The organism is Verrucomicrobiota bacterium, assembly GCA_019247695.1.
In the GTDB taxonomy this organism is placed as follows: domain Bacteria; phylum Verrucomicrobiota; class Verrucomicrobiia; order Chthoniobacterales; family JAFAMB01; genus JAFBAP01.
On record JAFBAP010000094.1, the window covers coordinates 1 to 19856 of the forward strand.

Here is a 19856-nt window from a genome sequence, read left to right on the forward strand (position 1 = left end):
GGGGGTCGGCGCCGCCGGGCTTAGGCCGGCGCTGGGAGCCGGGGTAGGCGCAGCGCTTTCGGCTGCGGCAGGGGAGGGTGAAACGGCAGGCGATGCCGGAACTTCAGGACTACTGGTGCCGGCCGCAGAGGCAGAGGCAGAAGCGGCCGTAGCAGGGGAAGGAACCGCCTCCGGTGAGGCGGCCACGGTAGCGGCCGGGGCAGGTGACGCCGCGACAGCTGAGGCCGCGGCGGCGGGAGGCGCCGCTTCCGCCGGCGAGGCGGAAGCATTGGCGACCGGAGCCGCCCCGGCCGGGGCCTTCACAGCGGAAGCCGCCGGCGAGGCGGTCACGGCCGCGCCGGCTCCCGCCGGTGCGCTCGCGCTCGGAACCGGCTTGGCCGTACGCGCTTCGCTCTCGAGCAGTCCTTCACGCCGGGCGGTACCCTGGCGGGCGGTCAGGATCGTCAGCAAAAGGGTGATGGCAAAAAGGGTTCCCCCCAGGTACGACGTCGCCTTGGTCAGCACCGAGGTGGTTTGCGCGCCGAAGATGTTTTCGGTCATGCCGGATCCGAACGCCGCTCCCAGGCCTTCGCTCTTCGGCCGCTGCATCAGGACGACCAGCATCAGGAGCAGACAGACAATCACGAGAATCGTCAGGAGAATCGGGATCAGGATCGACAGCCACATAGCAAGGGGCGGAATATGTGCCGCCGGTCGGGAGTTGTAAAGCGCGGGCGTGATTTGGGGTTTGCCACACCCCGGGTGTACTGAGCATAAGCGAGGCAGCTATGTTTTGGCGTCTCTTGCTGGCTTGTGCGGTCGGGTCAACCTTTGCCGCCGAACCGTTGCGCTACCCGGTAACCCGCAAGGATGATGTCATCGATGATTATCACGGGACGAAAGTGCCTGATCCTTACCGGTGGCTCGAGGACGCCGATTGCAGCGAGGTTAAAACCTGGATTGAAGACCAGAATGAACTGACGTTTGCTTACCTGGGCCGGTTGCCCGCGCGAGACCGGTTCAACGCACGCCTGACCCGGCTGCTGGACTTTGAACGGTTCTCGGCGCCGGTGCATGAAGGGGACCGCTATTTCTTCCTGCGCAACACCGGGCTGCAAAACCAAAGCGTCCTGCTTACGACCACGAGCCTGCAGGAAGAACCCCGGCCGCTGCTCGATCCGAACACGCTGTCGGCCGACGGCACGGTGGCGTTGACGGAAATCGCCCCCAGCCGTGACGGCCGCCTGCTGGCGTACATGCTCTCGACCAGCGGCTCCGACTGGGCCGAGATGCGCGTGCGCGAGGTGGAAACCGGGCGGGACCGGCCCGATGCGCTGCACGGGCTCAAGTTTACCGAAGCCAGCTGGACCAACGATCACCGGGGCTTTTTCTATGCGCGGTTTCCGGCGCCGGAGCCGGGTAAAGGAGAAATGCCGGTACGAAACCAGAAGTTTTATTACCATCGCCTGGGAGATCCGCAGGAGAAAGACCGGTTGATCCTGGATGCGCCGGAACATCCCGACTGGCTGTTCGAGGCGAGCACGACTGAAGACGGCCGTTACCTTATCGTTCAGATCCAGCACGGGGCCGACAACTATAATCTGTTGTACGTCAAAGACCTGGGAGATCCGCTGAACCCTGACCTTGACCGGCCGTTCCAACCCGTGATTGACCAATTTACGGCCGAATACCGTCCGCTCGGGGTAGTTGATCAACGGCTCCTGCTCCTCACCAATCAGGATGCGCCCAGGTCCAAAATCGTCTCCGTCGCGCTGGGGACGCCAACGCCGAGCCCGGCGGACGCGACCGGCACGACGGGCGTGACCGGCGTCATGACGGACCTGGTGCCGGAAATGGGCGACAGACTGGAGCGAGCGCTGCTGGCCGGCGGCAAGCTGGTTTTGGTTTACCTGGTGGATGCCAAACACCAGCTCCGGATCGCGGGCCTCGATGGTAAACCGGAAGGCGACATTCCGCTGCCATCGCTCGGCACGATAAGGGAATTGGCCGGCAAACCGGGCCGGACGGAACTCTTTTATTCGTTTACCTCTTTCCTTTACCCGACCACCGTCTATCGATACGACCTCGCCACGGGCAAAAACGAAGTCTTTCACCGGCCCGGCATCGATTTTGATCCGGGCAGGTTCGAGACCAGGCAGATTTTTTACCATTCGAAAGACGGGACCCGGGTGCCGATGTTCATCGTCCACTCCAAGGGTATAAAACTCGACGGCAGTAATCCCGTTTACCTCACGGGCTACGGCGGGTTTAACATTTCGCGAACGCCCGAGTTTTCGACCGTCTTGCTCGCGTGGGTGGAGAAGGGAGGCATTTTCGCCCAGCCTAACCTGAGGGGTGGGGGCGAATACGGCCAGGCATGGCACCTGGCCGGGACCCGCGACCGCAAGCAAAATGTCTTTGATGACTTTTATGCCGCTGCGGAAACGCTGATCGCCGAGGGCTACACAAACCCGGCGAAGCTGGCCATTATAGGGGGATCAAATGGGGGCTTGCTGGTCGGCGCCGCGGTGGTCCAACGCCCCGAATTGTTCGGTGCCGCCGTGGCGCAAGTGGGGGTGATGGACATGTTGCGCTACCAGAAATTCACGATCGGCTGGGCCTGGGAACCGGATTACGGCGTCTCGGACGATCCGGGCGGGTTCACCTACCTGTTCAGGTATTCCCCGTTGCACAATATCAAACCGGGCGCCTGCTACCCGTCGACCTTGATCACAACGGCTGATCATGATGACCGGGTCGTGCCGGCGCATTCGTTTAAGTTTGCGGCGGCGCTGCAGGCCGCCCAGGGATGCGCAAACCCGGTGTTGATCCGGGTCGAAACCAGGGCGGGGCACGGCGGCGGTCGACCCCTCACAAAGTTTATCGACGAACAGAGCGATGTCCTGGCGTTTATGTGGGAACGGGTAACGGGGAGCGAGTGACGGGTAACGGGTGGCGGGGGTCGGTCACACGGCGGGCACAGCGGGTTTGGCGGGCACAACGTAAGAGTTCACACGGCGAACACGGCGGGCCACGGCGACCACGGCGGGAAGAGGAGAGAGTTCGGGGTAACCTTAAGCGCGGAGGGGCGTCACATAATATCCATAATCACACACTTGATTATAATCATGCGACGGCTCTGTGCTTTTCCAGACAGTTGCGCCGGGTTACAACAATCATCGAAGACGTACACCGTCGTGCATTATGAATTCGCCGCTTATCGACAACGCTTTCGACCCCAACGGTCAACTCTCGCCTGAGGAGGATCTTCGGACCAGTGACGCGCCCGTCATGGCGCAGACCGCATTCGAGCGCTGGGTTCTGGTGGACGGAAAACGAGCCAGCGTGATCGCGGGTTCCAGGGTGGTAAGCTATCACGAACTTAACCGCCAGGCTGAGGGCATCGCCCACGCCCTGGTCGAGGCCGGGGTTTGTCCCGGACACTTCGTGGGGATTTGCCTGCCGCGTTCGGTCGCACAGATTGCAGCGGTGCTGGGCGTATTGAAAGCCGGGGCCGCCTGTCTGCCCATTGATGCCACCGATACGGCCAAACACATTCAGCTCGTTTGCCGGGATGCGCTGACCTCGTTCATCCTGACTTCCGCGACGGCCAGCCACATGTTGGCCGCCGTATCCGGCCGGAAAATGCTGGCGGACGTGCTCGTGCATGGCCCCACGGGAGGAGGTACGTCGTCCTGTCCGGCCCAAGAGGATGCGCCTGCTTACCTGATGTATACCCCCAGTCCGAACGGACTCCCGAAAGGGGTGGTCATGCCGCATCGCGCTCTGGTCAATCTGCTGCGTTGGCATGAACGCGCCTTGCCGAGGCCGGCGCGTACCCTGCAGCTCGCCCCGCTCAGCTCGGATCTCGCGTTCCAGGAAATCTTCAGCACCTTAAGCGCGGGCGGCACGCTCGTGCTGATGGACGAGGCGCAGCGCCGTGATCCTAAAGGGGTGTGGAATCTGATCAAGGCAAAGCAGGTCGAGCGCCTGTTCGTTCCCGCTGCGGGTCTGCTGCAATTAGCCGCGGTGGTGGATGGACCGTGCCGCTTGCGCGAGGTGATAACCTTCGGTGAGCAACTGCGCATCACCCCCCAGATCCGGCGGATGTTTGTCCTGCTGGCGCCCTGCACGCTGCGTAATCAGTACGGCCCGAGCGAGACGAACGCGGTAACCGATTACGAGATGGGCGGTTCGCCGGTGGACTGGCCGGCCCTGCCGCCGGCCGGCAAGCCGATTGATCGCACCTACGTCACGCTCGAGCCCATTCCCGGCGGCCGGCCTGATCAGGGTCAGATTCTCATCGCCGGTCGATCCCTGTGCGACGGTTACCTGTACCGGCCCGATCTCAACGCGGAAAAATTCGTGGTGCTGGAGGATGGACGCCGCTATTTCCGGACCGGAGACCTGGGGGGCTTCGTTGAGGACGGCAACCTGCAGGTTCTCGGGCGCATGGCGGCGAAGTGAAGGCACCACCACCCGCCACCCGCTACGCGTTACCCGTTACTAATAAAACCTCCTGATTTCCGAGAGCATGCGCCGGACGTGGGCGTGGCGCTCACGGGGTTTGAGAATGTGGTAGCAACGCCAGGGATCACCCCAGCGCAGGATCTCGATGGTGACGTGCCGGACGCCCCAACTGTTCATTTCGCCGCGTGACGGGCAGTAGAGGTCGATGGTGTTGCGTCCCGACAACGCCCATCCGTAATCGTCGATTTCGTAGACCTGGCCGGTTGCAAGGAGCAGGAACCGGGTACCGGCCGGCCAGCGCGCCCAATCGGCGGCGGCACTGCGGACCGGGCCGCGGGTCAGGATATTGCCGACCGCGCTGTGGTTTGTGTAGCGCAGGTGATCGCTTTCGGTATGCGTGTAGGCCGTGGTCCGGACCTTCATGAACTGGCTCCGTTTCAGGGGCGGCTCGTAGGCGGGCAGCCGGCGCGTCGTGGTGCAGCCGGCCAGGATGAGGAGCAGCAGCGCCAAAGGTAAGCCGAGCCGGACCAGACGGGGCGTCATGGCCCGCATGATAGTGATCCGGCCTTGATTTGGGTAGATTTTAGCGTTTGGCCGGGAGGATTTGCGTAGCGCGGATTTGTAGTCTAAAACTTGGCCGTGCAGTGCAACCAGCGCTTACGTCTCGTTCTGTTTGCCGGGAACTTTTTCTTGCTTTTGCTGGCCGGACCGAGCGGCCTGCCGGCGCAGTCGGTTGACCGGCCGGCGCCGCGCGCAGAGTTGGTGGTGTCGCCGCCGGCCGCGGTCGCCTCCCAGGTTCAGGAACCCGGGTTGGCGGCCGCGCCACCCATCCGGTTGCTGCCGTTCAATACGGTCGCGGTCGATCCGCCGGGTATCGAGGGATTGAGGCATTACCCGGTGGAGGCCCCGGATACCGTGGCTGCTTCAGCGATGATGATCGATGCGCACACGGGCCAGGTGCTTTATTCTAAAGATCCCGATGTGCGGCGGCCGGTGGCCAGCACCCAGAAGCTGCTTACGGCGTTGCTGGTGGCGGAGCACGGGAGTCTGGACCGCTACGTGCGGGTGGCGCCGGAAGATTGCCGGGTGGAACCGACCAAACTGGGCTTTGCGCCGGGAGAAGCTTATACGCGCCGCCAGTTGCTTGCTGCGATGCTGGTCCACAGCTGCAACGATGCCGCCGTTTGCCTGGCCCGAAACGACGCGGGCAGCATCGCCCAGTTCGCCGAACGGATGAACGCCAAAGCCAATGCGCTGGGTGCGACCGAGAGCCGTTTTGTTAATCCAAACGGGTTGCCGGTCCCGGGCCAGTTCTCGACCGCCCGCAACATGGCGCGGATCGCTTACTCGGCTTATCGCAATTCGACCCTGCGCCAGTTTATGCGCATGCCCGGCTTAAGATTCACCTACCCCTCGGGCCGCCAACGTTATTTTGACGCCACGAATAAGCTCTTGCTGCGTTCAACCATGTTTACCGGGATGAAAACCGGTTACACGGGCGTGAGCGGCCGCTGCCTGATCTCAAGCGCTTCCGATGGGAACAAAGACGTTATCCTGGTGCAGTTGGGCGGAACGCACCGCATGTTGTTCGATGATGCCGAACGCTTGTTGATGTGGGGGCTCGGGCAGCGTTCCGGCTTCTTTAACGTCGGTCCCTGAGGCGCTTAAACATCAACATCAATATCAACCGGAACCGGCCGGTCTTTAAGCTCGGCTTCGATCGCCATAAAGCCGCGCGGGGCGCCGTCCGGTCCCAGAAGCGGACTGATCGCGATTGCCGCCCAATACGGGTGACCGTCCTTGTGGTAGTTAATCAGTTCCTCGCGGCACGGCGTTCCGGCCAGGATGGCTTGCCGGAGCCGGGAAACGCCGCCCGGATCAGTTAATTTACCTTGCAGCATGGAGCCGGGTTTACGGCCGCGCAATTCGTCCAGGGTAAAGCCGCACATGCAGGTAAAGGCAGGATTAACCCACCGCACGAACCCGGCGGCATCGGTGAGGACGGCGGCTTCCGACGGGTCCTGCAAATAGGCGCTTACAAATCGTTCGATCTCAAGTTTCGCCTCAATCGACTGCAAGATCCGCCCTTTCAGCTCCGGGGGCGGGCTTTGCACGGGAGGAAGTGACGCCAACTGGACGGCGGCAGCTACTTCCTGCAGTTCAGTGGTATAGGCTAACAAGGCCGGCTGCCGCTCGAGCAAAGCTTCGTACTCAGCCCGTTCCTCTGCCGTCATCGCACCTGCAACGTATAGGCAGGCCTGGGTTTGCAGCTCCTCTGAAATCCCTTCAGCCTCAGTCTGAGACAACTTCTCTCCATCCATCGTATTCGGAAATTGCGGCATGCGGCACACCGGCTATCGAGGTACCGGTTTCGAAACCAACTCCTTTTCGATCGAAATGAAGCCGCGCGCCTTACCTTCGGTATCCACGATCGGGCAAATGGTCAAGCGCACCCAGTAAGGATGCCCGTCTTTATGATAATTTATCACTTCTTCGGTTCGGATTTTTCGCGACCGGATGGCTTTCCGCAAACGGCGCAGCACACGGGCGCCGGTCCGCGAACCGTGAAGGAGCTGGCCGGGCCTTTTGCCCTGGAGTTCGCCCAGGGTATAACCGCACATCCTTGAAAACGCGGCATTCGCCCAGGTGATATGGCTATCCGTGTCGGTGATGACAATGCAATCATCCGAGGCCGCCGCAAACCGGGCCATAAAGGTCTCCAAGCCGCTGAGTGCATCAATCGACCTGAACAATCGTGCTTTAACGCCGGGGCTCGGGGCCGGCGCGTCCTCGTCCGGTTCGAAAAGGAAACTGTCTGCGGCCGTTTCCAGGCGACGGACAGTTTCCCGTTGCAAGCGAACGTCACGTTCCATCTCCACTTCAACCTTCAAACGTTCGGATTCCGAGAAGCCACCCAAGGCGTAACAGATGGCCTTGGCCAGAGTCAGCTCCGATTCCTGCGGGCTAACTGGGACAGAAGCAGCAGTCTGGTGATGTTTCACGTTTGGAACGATTCCGGCTCAGCGCCGCGTTGCCGGAGCAACACCACACCTGGCCTATGCCGGGGATACGAAGCGTCTGCCCGGTGCAGACGCAAAAAATGTTACGCCGAAGGTTCGATCAGGGGCGGCCCACGAGAACGTGGTCCATTCCGGCGGCTTCGGCGGCTTTGATTCCCGCCGTACTATCTTCTATTACCAGGCAAGTCTTCGGCTCTACCTGCATGCGCCGGGCCGCCTCCAGAAACATGTCCGGGAACGGTTTTCCGCGCTCGACCTGTTCGCTGGTGAGGATCACAGGGAAAAAGTCCTTGAAGCCGATTGCCGCCAGGGTGCGCTCGACGACCGGCAGGGTGCCGCCCGAGGCAATCGCCACTTTTGCGCGCGCCACCACCCGGCGGGCAAACTCGGCGACCTCTTCGATGGCCTGCATCGTCGTGATGGCCTCCACGTAAAACGCCTCTTTCTGGTCGGCCACCAGGTCCGGGTCCATGCTGGTGCCGCAACGTTCATTCAGGATTTCGATGATCCGCCGGGTGGGATAACCGCCCAGGCTGTAGAAAAGATCCTCCGACATCGTGGCACCGAAAGGTGTGATCGCCTGCAGCCAGGCCCGGTAATGCACGGGCATGGAGTGGGCCAGGGTTCCATCCAGGTCAAAAATGTAACCGGCGTATTCCTTGATTGGAGCATTGAAGATCGCCATGGAGAGGAGTGTCGAGCGTCGGGTGGCGAGTGTCGAGTCACGCGGCGGGCACAGCGGGAAGAAGTTCGGGGCTCGGCGTTCGGCGTTCGGCGTTCGGAGCGGCAGAGAATGCCACAAATGAAGAGGCGCCGGGTCTGGTAATCTTTTTCTGCGTGTTCTGCGTGTTCTGCGGATGATTCCTGTCTTTCCGCCGTGTTCGCCGTGGCCCGCCGTGTGAACTCTGTCGCCGTGCCCGCCAAATCGCCGTGCCCGCCGTGTGACCTTAATCTGTGTCAATCTGTGTAATCTGTGGATGTTTTTTCTTTTCTGCGTTCTTCTGCGTGTTCTGCGGATGATTGCTGCCTCCGAACGCCGAACCCCGAACGCCGAACCCCGAACTTCTTTTTTATTGATTTTGCGCTTGATCGCCGGATGGTTGCAGCCCTGCTTATGCGCCATACCATATCCGTCCTGGTCGAAAACCGCTTTGGGGTCTTAGCCCGAGTCGCGGGAATGTTCAGCGGACGCGGATTTAACATCGATAGTTTAAATGTCGCGCCGACCACTGATGCTTCTACCTCGCGTATGACGATCGTGGTACGGGGAGACGATACGGTGCTTGAGCAGGTGACCAAGCAGCTCAACAAGCTCGTCGACGTGATCCAGATCCAGGATTTTCGGGATGGTGAATACGTCGACCGCGAGCTGGTGATGTTGCGGGTCAACACCGACTCGAACACCCGGGCCGAGGTCATGCAGATCTGCGACATTTTCCGAGCGAAGATCGTTGATGTCCAGCCTCGCGGGCTGGCCATTGAGGTTACGGGTAACGAGAGTAAGATCAGCAAATTTCTGAAGCTGATGGAGAACTTCGGCATCAGCGATTTAACGCGGACTGGCAAGGTGGCCCTGGCCCGCGTCGAATGAATGAAGCGAACCATTTTCCCCTTTGATTTTTAAACTGTTTATATGGCAGCAAAAGTTTACACCGATAAAGACGCGGACCTGGCGCACCTGCAGAAGAAGCGTTGTGCGGTCCTCGGGTTCGGGTCACAAGGACACGCCCACGCGCTTAATCTGAAGGATAGCGGCGTCGAGGTTCTCGTCGGCCTCTATCCTGAGAGTAAATCTATCCCGGCCGCGAAGGAGAAGGGGTTTGAGGTGCGGCCGGTTTCGGAGGTAGTTGAAGCGGCCGATGTGATTCTCTTTGCCACGCCGGACCTTAAGATCCGGACGATTTATGAGAAGGAGGTTGCGCCCAAGCTGGCGGACGGCAAGACGCTCCTGTTCAGTCACGGGTTCGCAGTTCACTTCAACACGATCAGCATACCGGCCGGCACCGACGTGGCGATGGTTGCTCCAAAAGGGCCGGGTCACATCGTGCGGCGGCAGTACGTCGAGAACAAAGGGGTCCCGGCCCTGATCGCGGTTCATCAAAACCCGAGCAAACAGGCCAAGAAAACGGCGCTGGCCTGGGCGAAAGGAATCGGCGCGACCCGGGCGGGCGTGCTGGAGACCACGTTCAAAGAGGAAACGGAAACCGACCTCTTCGGGGAGCAAACGGTGCTTTGCGGCGGGCTGACCTCGCTGGTCAAGAACGGTTTTGAGGTGCTGGTGGAAGCCGGTTACCAGCCGGAGATGGCCTATTTCGAGTGCCTGCACGAATTGAAGCTGATCGTGGACCTGATGTACGAGTCGGGCATCGCCGGGATGCGCTTCTCGATTTCAGAGACGGCCAAATGGGGAGACGTTTCGGTCGGACCGAAAATCGTGGATGCGTCGGTGAAGAAAAAAATGGCAAAGGCGCTCAAGGACATCCAGTCAGGCAAGTTCGCCAAAGGCTGGATCGGGGAGTATGACGCGGGGCTGCCTGAGTACAAGCGGCTGCTCAAGGAAGGAGAAGTTCATCCGATCGAAAAAGTCGGCCAGCGTCTCCGTTCGCTGATGCCCTGGATCGCGAAGAAAAATCTTAAGGGCGCTCAAGCCAACTATTGACGGGCGCGGCGGCCGCGGCCGCGGGTGCCTTACTGCCTTACTCGATGTATCGCGACCGCGATCGCAACCGGCCTAGGGTGACCAGCTCCTTCTGAGCCGAACGGGCGAGACGATCCTCAATCTGAGACGCAAGCCGGAAGAGGAATTCCGGGCTAAGGTCTACGGGTGTATTGACGTGGGAAGGTTCGTCTGGGAACCTCCGTGGCACCTGTTTCCAGCGCCTGTTGTCCATAACAGCGTTACTACTGCTTACGTTGGTGTGGGTAAATCTCTGTTCCCCCGGCCCTGAACGCCATCCTGAGTGCCGAATGTACTTGAGTTCTCAAACCGGTCCACGGGAAATGCCCGATCCGCAACGCGCCCGGACCCTGGGATTTGGGTCAGGGCAGGGGGTCACACGGTGGGCACAGCGGGTTGGGCGGGCACAACGTAAGAGTTCACACGGTCACACGGTGGGCACAGCGGGTTGGGCGGGCACAACGTAAGAGTTCACACGGCGAACACGGAGAGCCACGGCGACCACGGCGGAAAGAAGAATTACAGGGTTGACATGGGCGGTTCTCCCCCATGATCGCCCCGGCACCCTAACTGAGCAGCAATTGGCGAAGTTCCTGGACGCGCCGGCCGAACAGGTCAACGACTTGCTCGATTGGTTCGGGTGTTTCCATGTCAACGCCGGCAGCCCGCAAGGTGTCCAGCGGGTAGCGCAGCCCTCCGGACTTGAGAAACCCGAGGTAAGCTTCGACGGCAGACGGGCCGTCCTGGCGTACGCGGTGGGCCAGGCTGATCGCGGCGGCAATGCCCGTGGCATATTTATACACGTAGAAGGCCGAGTAGAAATGGGGAATGCGCAGGCATTCCAGGTCAAGCTGCGGGTCCAATGTGAACCGGGGACCGAAATAGTCGGCCAACAGTTCATGGTAAACCGAGGTAAAAGTCTCGAGGGTCAGCGGGCCCCCTTCCTCTTCGATCTGATGGATTCTTTTCTCAAACTCGGCAAACATGGTCTGCCGGAAGAAGGTGCCCCGGATGTCCTCGACCTGGCGGTCGAGCAGGTAGGCGCGCAGGGGTGGGTCTTCGGCCCGTTCGAGCATGTAATGGGTGAGCAGTTCCTCGTTGAAGGTCGAAGCCACCTCGGCCAGGAAGATGGGATAACCGTAGTCCTGGAACCGCTGATGTTTTTGCGCCAGCCACGTGTGCATCGAATGCCCGGCCTCGTGCGCCAGGGTAAAAACATCCGAGAACACCTCGGGCTTGTAGTTCATCAGGATGTAAGGCGGGTTGCCGTAGCTGGAGGAAGAAAACGCGCCGCTGCGTTTGCCTTTGCTCTCATACCGGTCCACCCAACGGCTTTTCAGGCCGTTCCGGAGCACCTCGACGTATTCCGGTCCCAAAGGGGTAAGCGCACCGCACACGAGGTCAATGGCTTCGTCGAACGTGTGCCGCCCTTTCACGGCGGGAACCAGGGGGACGAAGGTGTCGTACTGATGGACTTCGTTGAGCTTCAGCAGCTGCTTGCGCAGATCATAGTACTCGTGCAGGACCGTCAGGTGTTTGCGTACCGTCTCGATGAGATTGTCATAGACGCCGCCGGGAATATTGTCGGCGAAAAGTGAGGCGGCGCGGGCCGACGGGTAGCGCCGAACCCGGGCATAGAACACGTCCGCCCGCACGGAAGAAGCCAGGGCGGATGCCAGGGTGTACTGGTGATCCTGAAACTCCTGGTAAAACTGTTCGAAGGCATTGCGGCGCAAGGAACGGTCGGGCTGGTGCAGCAGGGCGATGTAGTTGCTTTGCGACAGGGCAATCGTCCGGCCCTCCGCATCGGTGAGCACGCCGAACTTCATGTCGACGTTCGTCAGCTGCGAAAACGTTTCCGCATGACCGCGGATCGCCGTCGAGCCTGAGGCCAGGATGCGTTCCTCCGCCTCGGAAAGGGTGTGCGGGCGGAACCGGCGGATCTTTTCCAGGGCGGCTCGCCATTCGTCCAGGACCGGATCCTGCAGAAAGGCCGTGAATGTCTCATCGGGAATCTGCTGGATCTCCGGAGTGATAAACGCCGTCGCTTCACGGATTCGGGTGAACAAGTTGGAGAGTTCAGCCTTTCGCGCGAGGTTCGCCGTGTTGGAGCTGTCCTCAGCATTCTTGAGCGAAACGTAATGTCCCAACCGTTCCGAGAGAAGATCGATTTCCTTTTCGAGCTCCAGGACAGTCCGCAGGTCCTGCGCCGAGCGGCCGAGCGTGCCCTTCTTTTCTACCAGTTGCGGGTAGATGGCCTTTAACGTCTCCAGCCTTTGGCGGTACTCGGCCTCATCCGCGAATAATCGGGAAAGGTCCCAGGTGTCTTCGGCGGGGATGTCGGCTCGGGTGGGGATCTGGGCAATGTTGGTCGTCGTCGTCATACAAAAAAAAGCAAGGCGAGCCCGCCGCGATACCCGGGCGGGTCCCGGCCGGTGCCAACGTGGAGCGATGAATGCCTCGGTTCAAGCCCTTGGGTGCGCCTGATCGTAGGCCGCCTTCAACCGGGCCGCCGTGACGTGGGTGTAAATCTGGGTGGTCGAAAGGTTAGCGTGCCCGAGTAAAGACTGGACGCTGCGAAGGTCTGCGCCGTTGTCGAGCAGGTGCGTCGCAAAACTGTGACGCAACTTGTGGGGAGAAATTTTCAACGGGATGCCCGTTTCCGCCAGGTATTTCTTCAGCAACAACCAGACCGAACGCGCCGAGATCCGTTTGCGAAGCTTACTGATGAACAGCGGCCCGGTGTGAACGCTGGCCGCCTGACGGTATTTCTGGATGGCGGTGAGGGCGGCCTGGCCGACCGGCACGATGCGTTCCTTCCTGCCTTTACCAAAAACCCGGACCGATTCGGTGTAGAGGTCAACGTCCGCCACGTCGAGCGCCACCAGTTCGCTCAGACGCAGCCCGCTGCTGTAGAACAGTTCAAGAATCGCCGCGTCGCGGGTTGCCGCCCAGGGCGGCGCCTGGTTTTTCCGTTCGGCGGCCGTAGGTTTGGCCAGCAGGTTGTCCACCTGTTTGACGGAAAGGATCACCGGCAATTTCTTCTCCATCTTCGGCAGTTGCACCTGGTTGAGCGGGTTCTCAGTAAACCCTGCCCGTTCACGCAGGTACCGGTAAAAGCTGCGGAGCGCCGCAAACGTCAGCCGGACGTAGGAGCGCGCCATGTCTTCCTGCATGCAATTCAGCAGGAAAGCACGAAAATGGGCCGGGGTGGCCGTGTGCCAGGAGACTTCATCGCCGGCGAACTGCTTAAAGCGGTTCAAGGCATGGCGGTAGGCCGTGATGGTACGGGGGGAGGCATTCTTTTCGACCTCAAGGTGCTGCAGGTAGCGGTCAAGCAAGCGATCCTTTTTTTGGTGAGCCATGCACGCCGGAAACGCGGCGACCCTCCCAGTGGGGGTCGCCTGCTGATTTTTTTTACATCCTGGATTTAAGTAAGTCAGAACGACGCTTACTTCGCGCCCATCGGGTTGGTCAGGTGCGCCGGCTGCACGGTTGCGCCCACGTCGCCCTGGCGCTGGGTCGTGCGGCGAAACGAGAGGATCGCCGTCCGGGCTTCAACGTTGTCCGGTGAAATCGCGATGATCGGGATCTCGAATTCCTGGTCCGGAAACTTGAAGTGGTACCGGAAGGTGCCGTCAGGGTTAAGCTGGACGGGTTGGCCGGCAATGAAGACCTTGGCGCGCGGATCCGTGCCGCCGTAAAAGATGACTTCGGCGTTCACGTGCATGAAGAAACCGCGCTCGCCGTACGGCTGTTCGCCCCAGCTGGCGCCTATGCCGCTGAACAAGCTCGACTCAGACCAGAGTTCCGACCAGCTCGAGAAACTGGATTCCAGGCCGCTCCAGAGGGCCTGGCTTTCCGAACCGAACGCACCCGAACTCAGGGTTTCGGAGCTCAACGACAAGAATTCCGAACCGCCGCCCAGCAGGAGGGCCTTTTCCCAGGACAGCAAAGATTCTGAACCCAGCGAACTCAACAGCTCCAGGCTGGAAAAGATTTCGCCGAAACTCGCCAGCGCGCCGCTGCTCTCGACGCCGCCGAGGCTTTGAAGCACTTCCTGTTGCCAACTCGAGAGCGACTCGCTGCTCACGCCGAGAGAAGACAAGATTTCACTGCTCAGACCCAGCGAGGACAAAGTCTCGCTGGTGAGGCCAAACGAGGATAACACCTCACGGCTCAACCCCAGCGAGGATAGTGATTCACTGCTCAGGCCGAGAGAAGAGAGCGATTCACTCGCCAAGCCGAAGGAAGAAAGCTGGGCGCTCGAAGTCTCCAGGCCGAAGCTGCTGACCCCCGCGCTCGAGGTTTCCAGGCCGAAGCTGCTCACTTCCGCACTGGAGGTCTCCGCGCCGAAACTGCTCACTTCCGCGCTGGAGGTCTCCGCGCCGAAACTGGTTACTCCCGCGCTGGAGGTTTGTGCGCCGAAGCTGGTCACCTCGGCACCGGAGGTTTGTGCGCCGAAGCTGGTCACCTCGGCACTGGAGGTTTGTGCGCCGAAACTGGTCACCTCGGCACTGGAGGTCTGTGCGCCGAAACTGCTTACCCCAGCGCTGGAGAGCTCGGTGGCAACGGCGGCTTTCAGGAAATGGCTGAACAGGCTGGTCTCACCGGGCGCGAGCATCTCGGCCAGCCGCCCGCGCGCCAGCAATTCGCTGGCCGCCCCCGAGTCGAGCTTGTTTTCAAGTTCGCGCCGGATGTACGCGGTGATTTCGCTTGAGCTTAGGACGCCTGAACTCAAAGAGAAAAGCCGCTCGAGCAGGTCTTTACCCAAGAGCGCTTCGAGGATTTTGACCTGACCGGTATGCCGTTCGGAAGAACCGCCGCCGGCCTTCAAGGCGGCGCGCTCGAGATCTCCCAACGCCTTGATCAACGGTTCGCCGGAAACGCGGGCGGCCTCGATCACGTCCAGCAGCAAATTGAAGCTGAGGTGAAAGGGGACCGTGGCGAATTCAGAGTTCCAATCCGAGCTGAGCGATTCAGGAGGCGTTCTCGCCGGCCCGGCTCCGGCCACCTCATGCCACGTACCCGCCTGGTCGCGATAGCCGAAAACGACCCGGTACGACGCATCGGCCCGCTGCACGGGGATGTACCAGTTGCGTGCCAACTCGTTGATATCGATCGTCGTCTCAAGGTTGCCGTCGCAAAAAACCTGCAACACCAGGTGACGGTTAGCCGGAAACTGCGCGTAATCGAAATCCCAATAAGTAAACAGCCAATGCGGATCCCGGGCGATCAAATACATCTGGTCATACCGCGCGGGAAGTTCGCCGAGGTTCTCGAACTCCGGACGGGTAGCAGGGTCAGTCGCCGGAACGTATTGGCTCGGCTCCTCGGACCTGGCGTATGCCAACACCGGGTCTGAAGCTACTCGGAAGTCTTTCGGGGTGTTGGTTGTTTGTTCGCTCATAGTCATTATTATAAAGCGCGCCGGGGGCCTCGCACCCGCAAGAGTGCGGGCATTCCGGATTTTTGCAAAAGAAAATTTTCTCAACCCTAGACGGCTCTAAGGGCTCTCGCCGGGCAGGCGGTAAATCCCGCACTGGCCCAACGCCTCCATCAACGATGAGTCCTTGCGGATGAGACCGGCCAAATACGCGTTCCGAAGGGGGAGGGCCGGCGCGCGTCCGATGTTTTCCGGATTTTCAAGTCGCGAGAAGATGGCCGAGGCGATGCGTGCGCGGGGCACAACCTTCTCGCCGAACCCGAGCGGTTGGTTGCTGGACCAGAAACGAACCATTTCCACCCCCTGGCTGGTCTCTCGCCCGAGGTAAATGACCGAATGGCCGTGTTCGGCGCGTCCGACGGCGGCCGTCCAGAAGATCTTCATGAAATCACCGGGACGGGCAAGGTCGAACGAGCTAAAATTTCTGCCCAGCCTGAGTTCCTGGAACAGGCAGGCCGTACCGGGCCCGTTGGCATTCCAACGTCCCCAGACGCCGACCCCGTCCGGTTGGCCGCGGATCAGGAGGGCGTCGATCAACGCCGGGTTTGAGTCCAGCGCTCGACGGTTAAGAAATTGGAGCGCTTTAAGGAAAACGAGGTAAGTCGCGCCGGAACAATAACTGGGCCTCGCCAGCTCGGGCAGCACCATCAACCCGTTCCGGGGCTGAACGGCCGACTGCAAGCGCCGGGTCGTCTCGGAGGAAGCGGAGTAGCCGCCGGCATGCGGCATCGTGCCGAGCACGGAAAGAATGACTTCATTCGGGTCCTGGCGCGACAACGCAAATTGTGCCTGTACGGGCAGCGCCGCGACGGTCCAGAATGCGAGGAGGAGAAATCGAATCAGGTTCTTCAAACGCTGAAGATGATCAATGACCGCACGCCGATAATCAATTATTATTGACCACGGACCATTGATCATTAGTTATTGATCAGTAGTGTTCGCCGGAACACAGATGACATGCTTACGCAAAGGCAGCAGGAAGTACTCACTTTCATAGAAAAACAGCAGCGCGACACCGGTCTCCCGCCCACGACCCGTGAGATTCAGGCCCATTTCGGCTTTCACAGCCAGACGGCCGCGATGAACCACCTGCGGGCGCTGGAAAAAAAGGGCGCGATTCACAAGTCCCCGGGGAAAGCCCGGGCCGCCGTGGTGCCGCAACCGGAGCGGGAGCCCTGGGAACGCCGTATTCCGTTCCTGGGTACGATTCCCGCCGGACCGACCGTGGAAGCAGAGGAGGAAACGGATCAGGCGCTCGAACTCGACCTGCGCCTTTTCGGCCAGGGATCACCGGCGGGCGTGTTCGCCTTGCGTGTTCGGGGCGACTCCATGATCAACGCCCAGATCGCCGATGGCGACCTGGTCATTGTCCAGAAAAGGCAGCCCCGGGAAGGGGACATCGTTGCGGCCCTGATTGACGGCGAGGTGACGCTGAAGCGTTATGTGATCGTTGACCGCAAGCCCCGCCTCGTAGCCGAAAACCCGCGGTATCGCGACCTGGTTCCGGCCGCCGATCTCCAGATTCAGGGCGTCATGATCGGCCTGATCCGGCGGGCGTAGGGTGTCGGTCACACGGCGGACACGGCGGGTTGGGCGGGCACAACGACTGAGTTCACACGGTCACACGGCGGGCGCAGCGGAGGAGGGCGGGCACGACGTAAGAGTTCACACGGCGAACACGGCGGGCCACGGCGACCACGGCGGGAAGAGGAAAGCGTTCGGCGTTCGGCGTTCGGCGTTCGGCGTTCGGCGTTCGGCGTTCGGCGTTCGGCGTTCGGAGTTCGGAGTTCGGAGTTCGGAGTTCGGAGTTCGGAGTTCGGAGTTCGGAGTTCGGAGTTCGGAGTTCGGAGTTCGGAGTTCGGAGTTCGGAGCGGCATCCTGGGGAATGGCTGCGAGTGTCAACCTTAGAGTTGCCGCCAGGTCCCTTTAATCTGTGTCAATCTAAATAATCCGCAGGATCTGTGGATGATTCCTCTTTTCTGCGTTCTTCTGCGTGTTCTGCGGGTGATTCTGTTTTCCCGCGGTGTGAACGTGACCCTCGGGGGCGGCCGGACTCAGTTATGCGGCGCCTCCGAACCCCGAGCTCCTACTCTTCCCGCCGCGAACGCAACCGGAAGAGAACCGGCAGCCCGTAAAAACCGGCGTGGTCGCGAACCTTTGCCTCCAGGTAACGCCTGTACTCATCGTTCAGCAATTCAGGGTGGTTCACAAAGAGCAGGAACGCAGGGATGGGTACCGGTGTGCCTTCGGCTGGAGTCAGCTGCGTCGCGTACAGGATCTTCAGACGGCGTTGGCCCTTTAAGGGTGGGGGATGTTGCTCCATGGCCGTCTGCAGCAAACGGTTAAGCTGGCCGGTACCGATGACCCGCTGCGAGTGCGTTTCGATCTTTTCGATGCTGTTGAAGAGCCGGTCCAGGTTCTCACGCGTTTCCGCCGACAGGATGTCGATCGGCGCATAACTCAGAAAGAAGAGGTTAGTCCGGATCTGCCCGAGGACACCGTTCAGGAAATCCCGGACTTTGGTCGGCGGTTTGACCAAGTCCAGTTTGTTGACGACGACGATGCACGGCTTTTCATTCTTCTGAATCAAGCCCGCGATTTTTTTGTCCTGCGCCGTTACCCCGTCGACGGCGTCGATCAGCAGCGCGCAGACGTCTGCACGCTCGATGCTCTTTTCCGAACGCATCACGCTGAAAACCTCGACCGACGTGTTGTGTTTGCCTCGGGGACGGATGCCGGCCGTGTCGATCAACAGAAATTTCTTCCCGCTTCGCTCGTAGGGAACGTCGACCGCATCACGGGTCGTGCCGGGGACATCGCTTACGATCGTGCGTTGGTCCTGCAGAATGGCGTTGATCAATGACGATTTGCCGACGTTCGGCCGCCCGACGATCGCAAGGCGAAGGGGCCGGTCGGCCGGCGGACCGGTCTGCTCACCGGGTTCGCCCCTCTCCGGCGGCAGTTCGTGCTGGACCCGCTCAAGTAGTTCAGGGATCCCCCGGCCGTGGGCGGCGCTGATTGCAACCAGGTCGGGAAAGCCGAGGGATGAAAAATCAGCTTCGGCATCCGCGTGCCGCTCGTGATCGATCTTGTTTACCGCCACGATGATCGGTTTGCGCGTTTTGCGAAGTTCTTTCGCGAGCATCTGATCGACCGGGGTGACGCCGTCTTTGGCGTCCGTCACGAACAGGATCACGTCTGCCATGTCCATGGCCAGGTCAGCTTCCGACCGCACGCGTTCCTCAAACCGCTCGTCGCTGCTGCCTCCGCCGATGCCGCCCGTGTCGACGACCGTGAAAGAACGCAGGCCGGCATTGCACTCCGCTACCAACCGGTCCCGGGTTACCCCCGGCTGATCGTGAACGATGGCGATCCGCCTTTGCACCAAGCGGTTGAACAAGGCCGATTTGCCGACGTTCGGCCGGCCGACGATAGCGACGGTTGGCAAGGTTCCCATGTGTTCCTGACCTCACCGGCGTTGTACACGTTGATTCTGCCGGGCAACACCAGAGGCGAATGCCCGTAAGGTGAGTCCAAACGGCGGGCCATGCAACCGCGTCAAACCCGATAAAGGCTACAAACGGAAAAATGCCACGAATACCGCAAATGCCTGGCCCCGTATGCGCCGCACCCTCCAGATTTCCTCAGCGTGCGGTGGGGTTTCCGGCCTTTTTCCAGGCGTCGTACAGGTAACCGAGCCCGGAGGCCACCGTGAGCGCCGAAGCCGTCGTCACCAGCAATCGCACGGTCGATTTGCGGATCCCGAGCAGGACCGCCAGCATCGATAACAGTTGGAAAAGGGTCGCCGCCTTCCCGGCCGGGCTCGGCTTGACCTCAACGCCCCCCCGGCGTTCCTTCAACGCCCAGTAGCCGCTCACCACCAGACTTTCCCGGCCAAGCACGACGGCCGGAAACCAGGCCGGGAATCCTTCATTCCAGCGACCCAGGCCCAGCGTGAGCAGTGCAATCAGCATCAGGCCTTTGTCCGCAATCGGATCAAGGATCATGCCGAGCCGGCTTTTCTGATCAAATCGCCTGGCGACAAAGCCATCGACGCCGTCCGTGAGAGTCGCAAAAAAGAAAGCGGCCGTCGCGAGGCGGCGCAGCCTTTCATCAGGTTTGCCGGCCGAAACCGAGCGGCTATAAGCCCCTGCAAATCCGCCGAAAAGCGGAATTAACCCGATGCGTGCCAGAGTGATGCGATTTGCCAGGGTCATGCCGTCTGCCGGAATCGTAAGCAAAACCCACCGCCGTGCAAGAGGGC

The 19856-nt window shown here is 60.8% G+C and carries 17 protein-coding genes; 6 read left to right on the top strand and 11 right to left on the bottom strand.

What is annotated here, in order from left to right; genetic code table 11:
* The coding region (secG, locus tag JO015_10460) for a preprotein translocase subunit SecG (GenBank protein ID MBV9999521.1) at window positions 1–666 on the bottom strand (666 nt) is incomplete at its 3' end.
* Between the two features lie 101 nt (window positions 667–767).
* Here secG and JO015_10465 point away from each other — a divergent pair.
* Together JO015_10465 and JO015_10470 are read left to right on the top strand one after the other, a co-directional pair.
* Window positions 768–2921 carry a S9 family peptidase gene (locus tag JO015_10465; GenBank protein MBV9999522.1) on the top strand — a complete coding sequence of 718 codons (2154 nt, stop codon included), beginning with the start codon at window positions 768–770 and terminating at the stop codon, window positions 2919–2921.
* A 262-nt stretch (window positions 2922–3183) separates the two neighbouring features.
* Window positions 3184–4446 carry an AMP-binding protein gene (locus tag JO015_10470; GenBank protein ID MBV9999523.1) on the top strand — a complete coding sequence of 421 codons (1263 nt, stop codon included), beginning with the start codon at window positions 3184–3186 and terminating at the stop codon, window positions 4444–4446.
* A gap of 39 nt (window positions 4447–4485) precedes the next feature.
* Here JO015_10470 and JO015_10475 read toward each other — a convergent pair whose 3' ends face one another.
* On the bottom strand, window positions 4486–4992 hold the full coding sequence (locus JO015_10475; protein ID MBV9999524.1) for a hypothetical protein: 507 nt from the start codon (window positions 4990–4992) through the stop codon (window positions 4486–4488).
* 96 nt (window positions 4993–5088) lie between these two features.
* Here JO015_10475 and JO015_10480 point away from each other — a divergent pair, with 96 nt between their 5' ends.
* Window positions 5089–6108, top strand: a complete 1020-nt coding sequence (locus JO015_10480; protein MBV9999525.1) for a D-alanyl-D-alanine carboxypeptidase — start codon at window positions 5089–5091, stop codon at window positions 6106–6108.
* Window positions 6109–6113: 5 nt separating this feature from the next.
* On the opposite strand, the gene JO015_10485 is transcribed toward JO015_10480, so the two are convergent.
* The 3 genes from JO015_10485 to JO015_10495 all read right to left on the bottom strand — a co-directional run bounded on the left by JO015_10485 (window position 6114) and on the right by JO015_10495 (window position 8154).
* Window positions 6114–6791, bottom strand: a complete 678-nt coding sequence (locus JO015_10485; protein MBV9999526.1) for a PAS domain-containing protein — start codon at window positions 6789–6791, stop codon at window positions 6114–6116.
* Window positions 6792–6803: 12 nt separating this feature from the next.
* A complete protein-coding gene (locus tag JO015_10490) occupies window positions 6804–7451 on the bottom strand; it encodes a PAS domain-containing protein (GenBank protein MBV9999527.1) in 648 nt (215 codons plus the stop codon).
* A gap of 118 nt (window positions 7452–7569) precedes the next feature.
* Entirely contained in the window at window positions 7570–8154 is a 585-nt protein-coding gene (locus tag JO015_10495) for an HAD family phosphatase (protein MBV9999528.1), read from the bottom strand.
* A gap of 429 nt (window positions 8155–8583) precedes the next feature.
* On the opposite strand from JO015_10495, the gene ilvN reads away from it, so the two are divergent.
* Both ilvN and ilvC read left to right on the top strand, forming a co-directional pair.
* Window positions 8584–9060, top strand: coding sequence for an acetolactate synthase small subunit (gene ilvN, locus JO015_10500; GenBank protein ID MBV9999529.1), 477 nt, complete (start codon window positions 8584–8586; stop codon window positions 9058–9060).
* A 42-nt stretch (window positions 9061–9102) separates the two neighbouring features.
* On the top strand, window positions 9103–10128 hold the full coding sequence (gene ilvC / locus JO015_10505) for a ketol-acid reductoisomerase (protein MBV9999530.1): 1026 nt from the start codon (window positions 9103–9105) through the stop codon (window positions 10126–10128).
* A 584-nt stretch (window positions 10129–10712) separates the two neighbouring features.
* Here the strand turns inward: ilvC and pepF are convergent.
* From pepF to JO015_10525, 4 genes are all read right to left on the bottom strand, one after another.
* Window positions 10713–12530 carry an oligoendopeptidase F gene (pepF, locus tag JO015_10510; protein ID MBV9999531.1) on the bottom strand — a complete coding sequence of 606 codons (1818 nt, stop codon included), beginning with the start codon at window positions 12528–12530 and terminating at the stop codon, window positions 10713–10715.
* 81 nt (window positions 12531–12611) lie between these two features.
* On the bottom strand, window positions 12612–13511 hold the full coding sequence (locus JO015_10515; protein MBV9999532.1) for a tyrosine recombinase XerC: 900 nt from the start codon (window positions 13509–13511) through the stop codon (window positions 12612–12614).
* A gap of 86 nt (window positions 13512–13597) precedes the next feature.
* Entirely contained in the window at window positions 13598–15556 is a 1959-nt protein-coding gene (locus tag JO015_10520) for a DUF4912 domain-containing protein (protein ID MBV9999533.1), read from the bottom strand.
* A gap of 96 nt (window positions 15557–15652) precedes the next feature.
* Window positions 15653–16444, bottom strand: coding sequence for a hypothetical protein (locus JO015_10525; GenBank protein ID MBV9999534.1), 792 nt, complete (start codon window positions 16442–16444; stop codon window positions 15653–15655).
* A 105-nt stretch (window positions 16445–16549) separates the two neighbouring features.
* On the opposite strand from JO015_10525, the gene lexA reads away from it, so the two are divergent.
* A complete protein-coding gene (lexA, locus tag JO015_10530; protein ID MBV9999535.1) occupies window positions 16550–17152 on the top strand; it encodes a transcriptional repressor LexA in 603 nt (200 codons plus the stop codon).
* Window positions 17153–17678: 526 nt separating this feature from the next.
* Here lexA and der read toward each other — a convergent pair.
* On the bottom strand, window positions 17679–19049 hold the full coding sequence (der, locus tag JO015_10535; protein MBV9999536.1) for a ribosome biogenesis GTPase Der: 1371 nt from the start codon (window positions 19047–19049) through the stop codon (window positions 17679–17681).
* A gap of 187 nt (window positions 19050–19236) precedes the next feature.
* Entirely contained in the window at window positions 19237–19833 is a 597-nt protein-coding gene (locus JO015_10540; GenBank protein ID MBV9999537.1) for a CDP-alcohol phosphatidyltransferase family protein, read from the bottom strand.
* Between the last annotated feature and the right edge of the window lie 23 nt (window positions 19834–19856).

Bases quoted from the DNA above. Each gene is read 5' to 3' on its own strand.
- ilvC (MBV9999530.1), top strand. From the start codon at position 9,103: ATGGCAGCAAAAGTTTACACCGATAAAGACGCGGACCTGGCGCACCTG.
- JO015_10485 (MBV9999526.1), bottom strand. From the start codon at position 6,791: ATGCCGCAATTTCCGAATACGATGGATGGAGAGAAGTTGTCTCAGACT.
- JO015_10520 (MBV9999533.1), bottom strand. From the start codon at position 15,556: ATGAGCGAACAAACAACCAACACCCCGAAAGACTTCCGAGTAGCTTCA.
- der (MBV9999536.1), bottom strand. From the start codon at position 19,049: ATGGGAACCTTGCCAACCGTCGCTATCGTCGGCCGGCCGAACGTCGGC.
- pepF (MBV9999531.1), bottom strand. From the start codon at position 12,530: ATGACGACGACGACCAACATTGCCCAGATCCCCACCCGAGCCGACATC.
- JO015_10515 (MBV9999532.1), bottom strand. From the start codon at position 13,511: ATGGCTCACCAAAAAAAGGATCGCTTGCTTGACCGCTACCTGCAGCAC.
- ilvN (MBV9999529.1), top strand. From the start codon at position 8,584: ATGCGCCATACCATATCCGTCCTGGTCGAAAACCGCTTTGGGGTCTTA.
- JO015_10495 (MBV9999528.1), bottom strand. From the start codon at position 8,154: ATGGCGATCTTCAATGCTCCAATCAAGGAATACGCCGGTTACATTTTT.
- JO015_10470 (MBV9999523.1), top strand. From the start codon at position 3,184: ATGAATTCGCCGCTTATCGACAACGCTTTCGACCCCAACGGTCAACTC.
- JO015_10465 (MBV9999522.1), top strand. From the start codon at position 768: ATGTTTTGGCGTCTCTTGCTGGCTTGTGCGGTCGGGTCAACCTTTGCC.
- JO015_10475 (MBV9999524.1), bottom strand. From the start codon at position 4,992: ATGACGCCCCGTCTGGTCCGGCTCGGCTTACCTTTGGCGCTGCTGCTC.
- lexA (MBV9999535.1), top strand. From the start codon at position 16,550: ATGCTTACGCAAAGGCAGCAGGAAGTACTCACTTTCATAGAAAAACAG.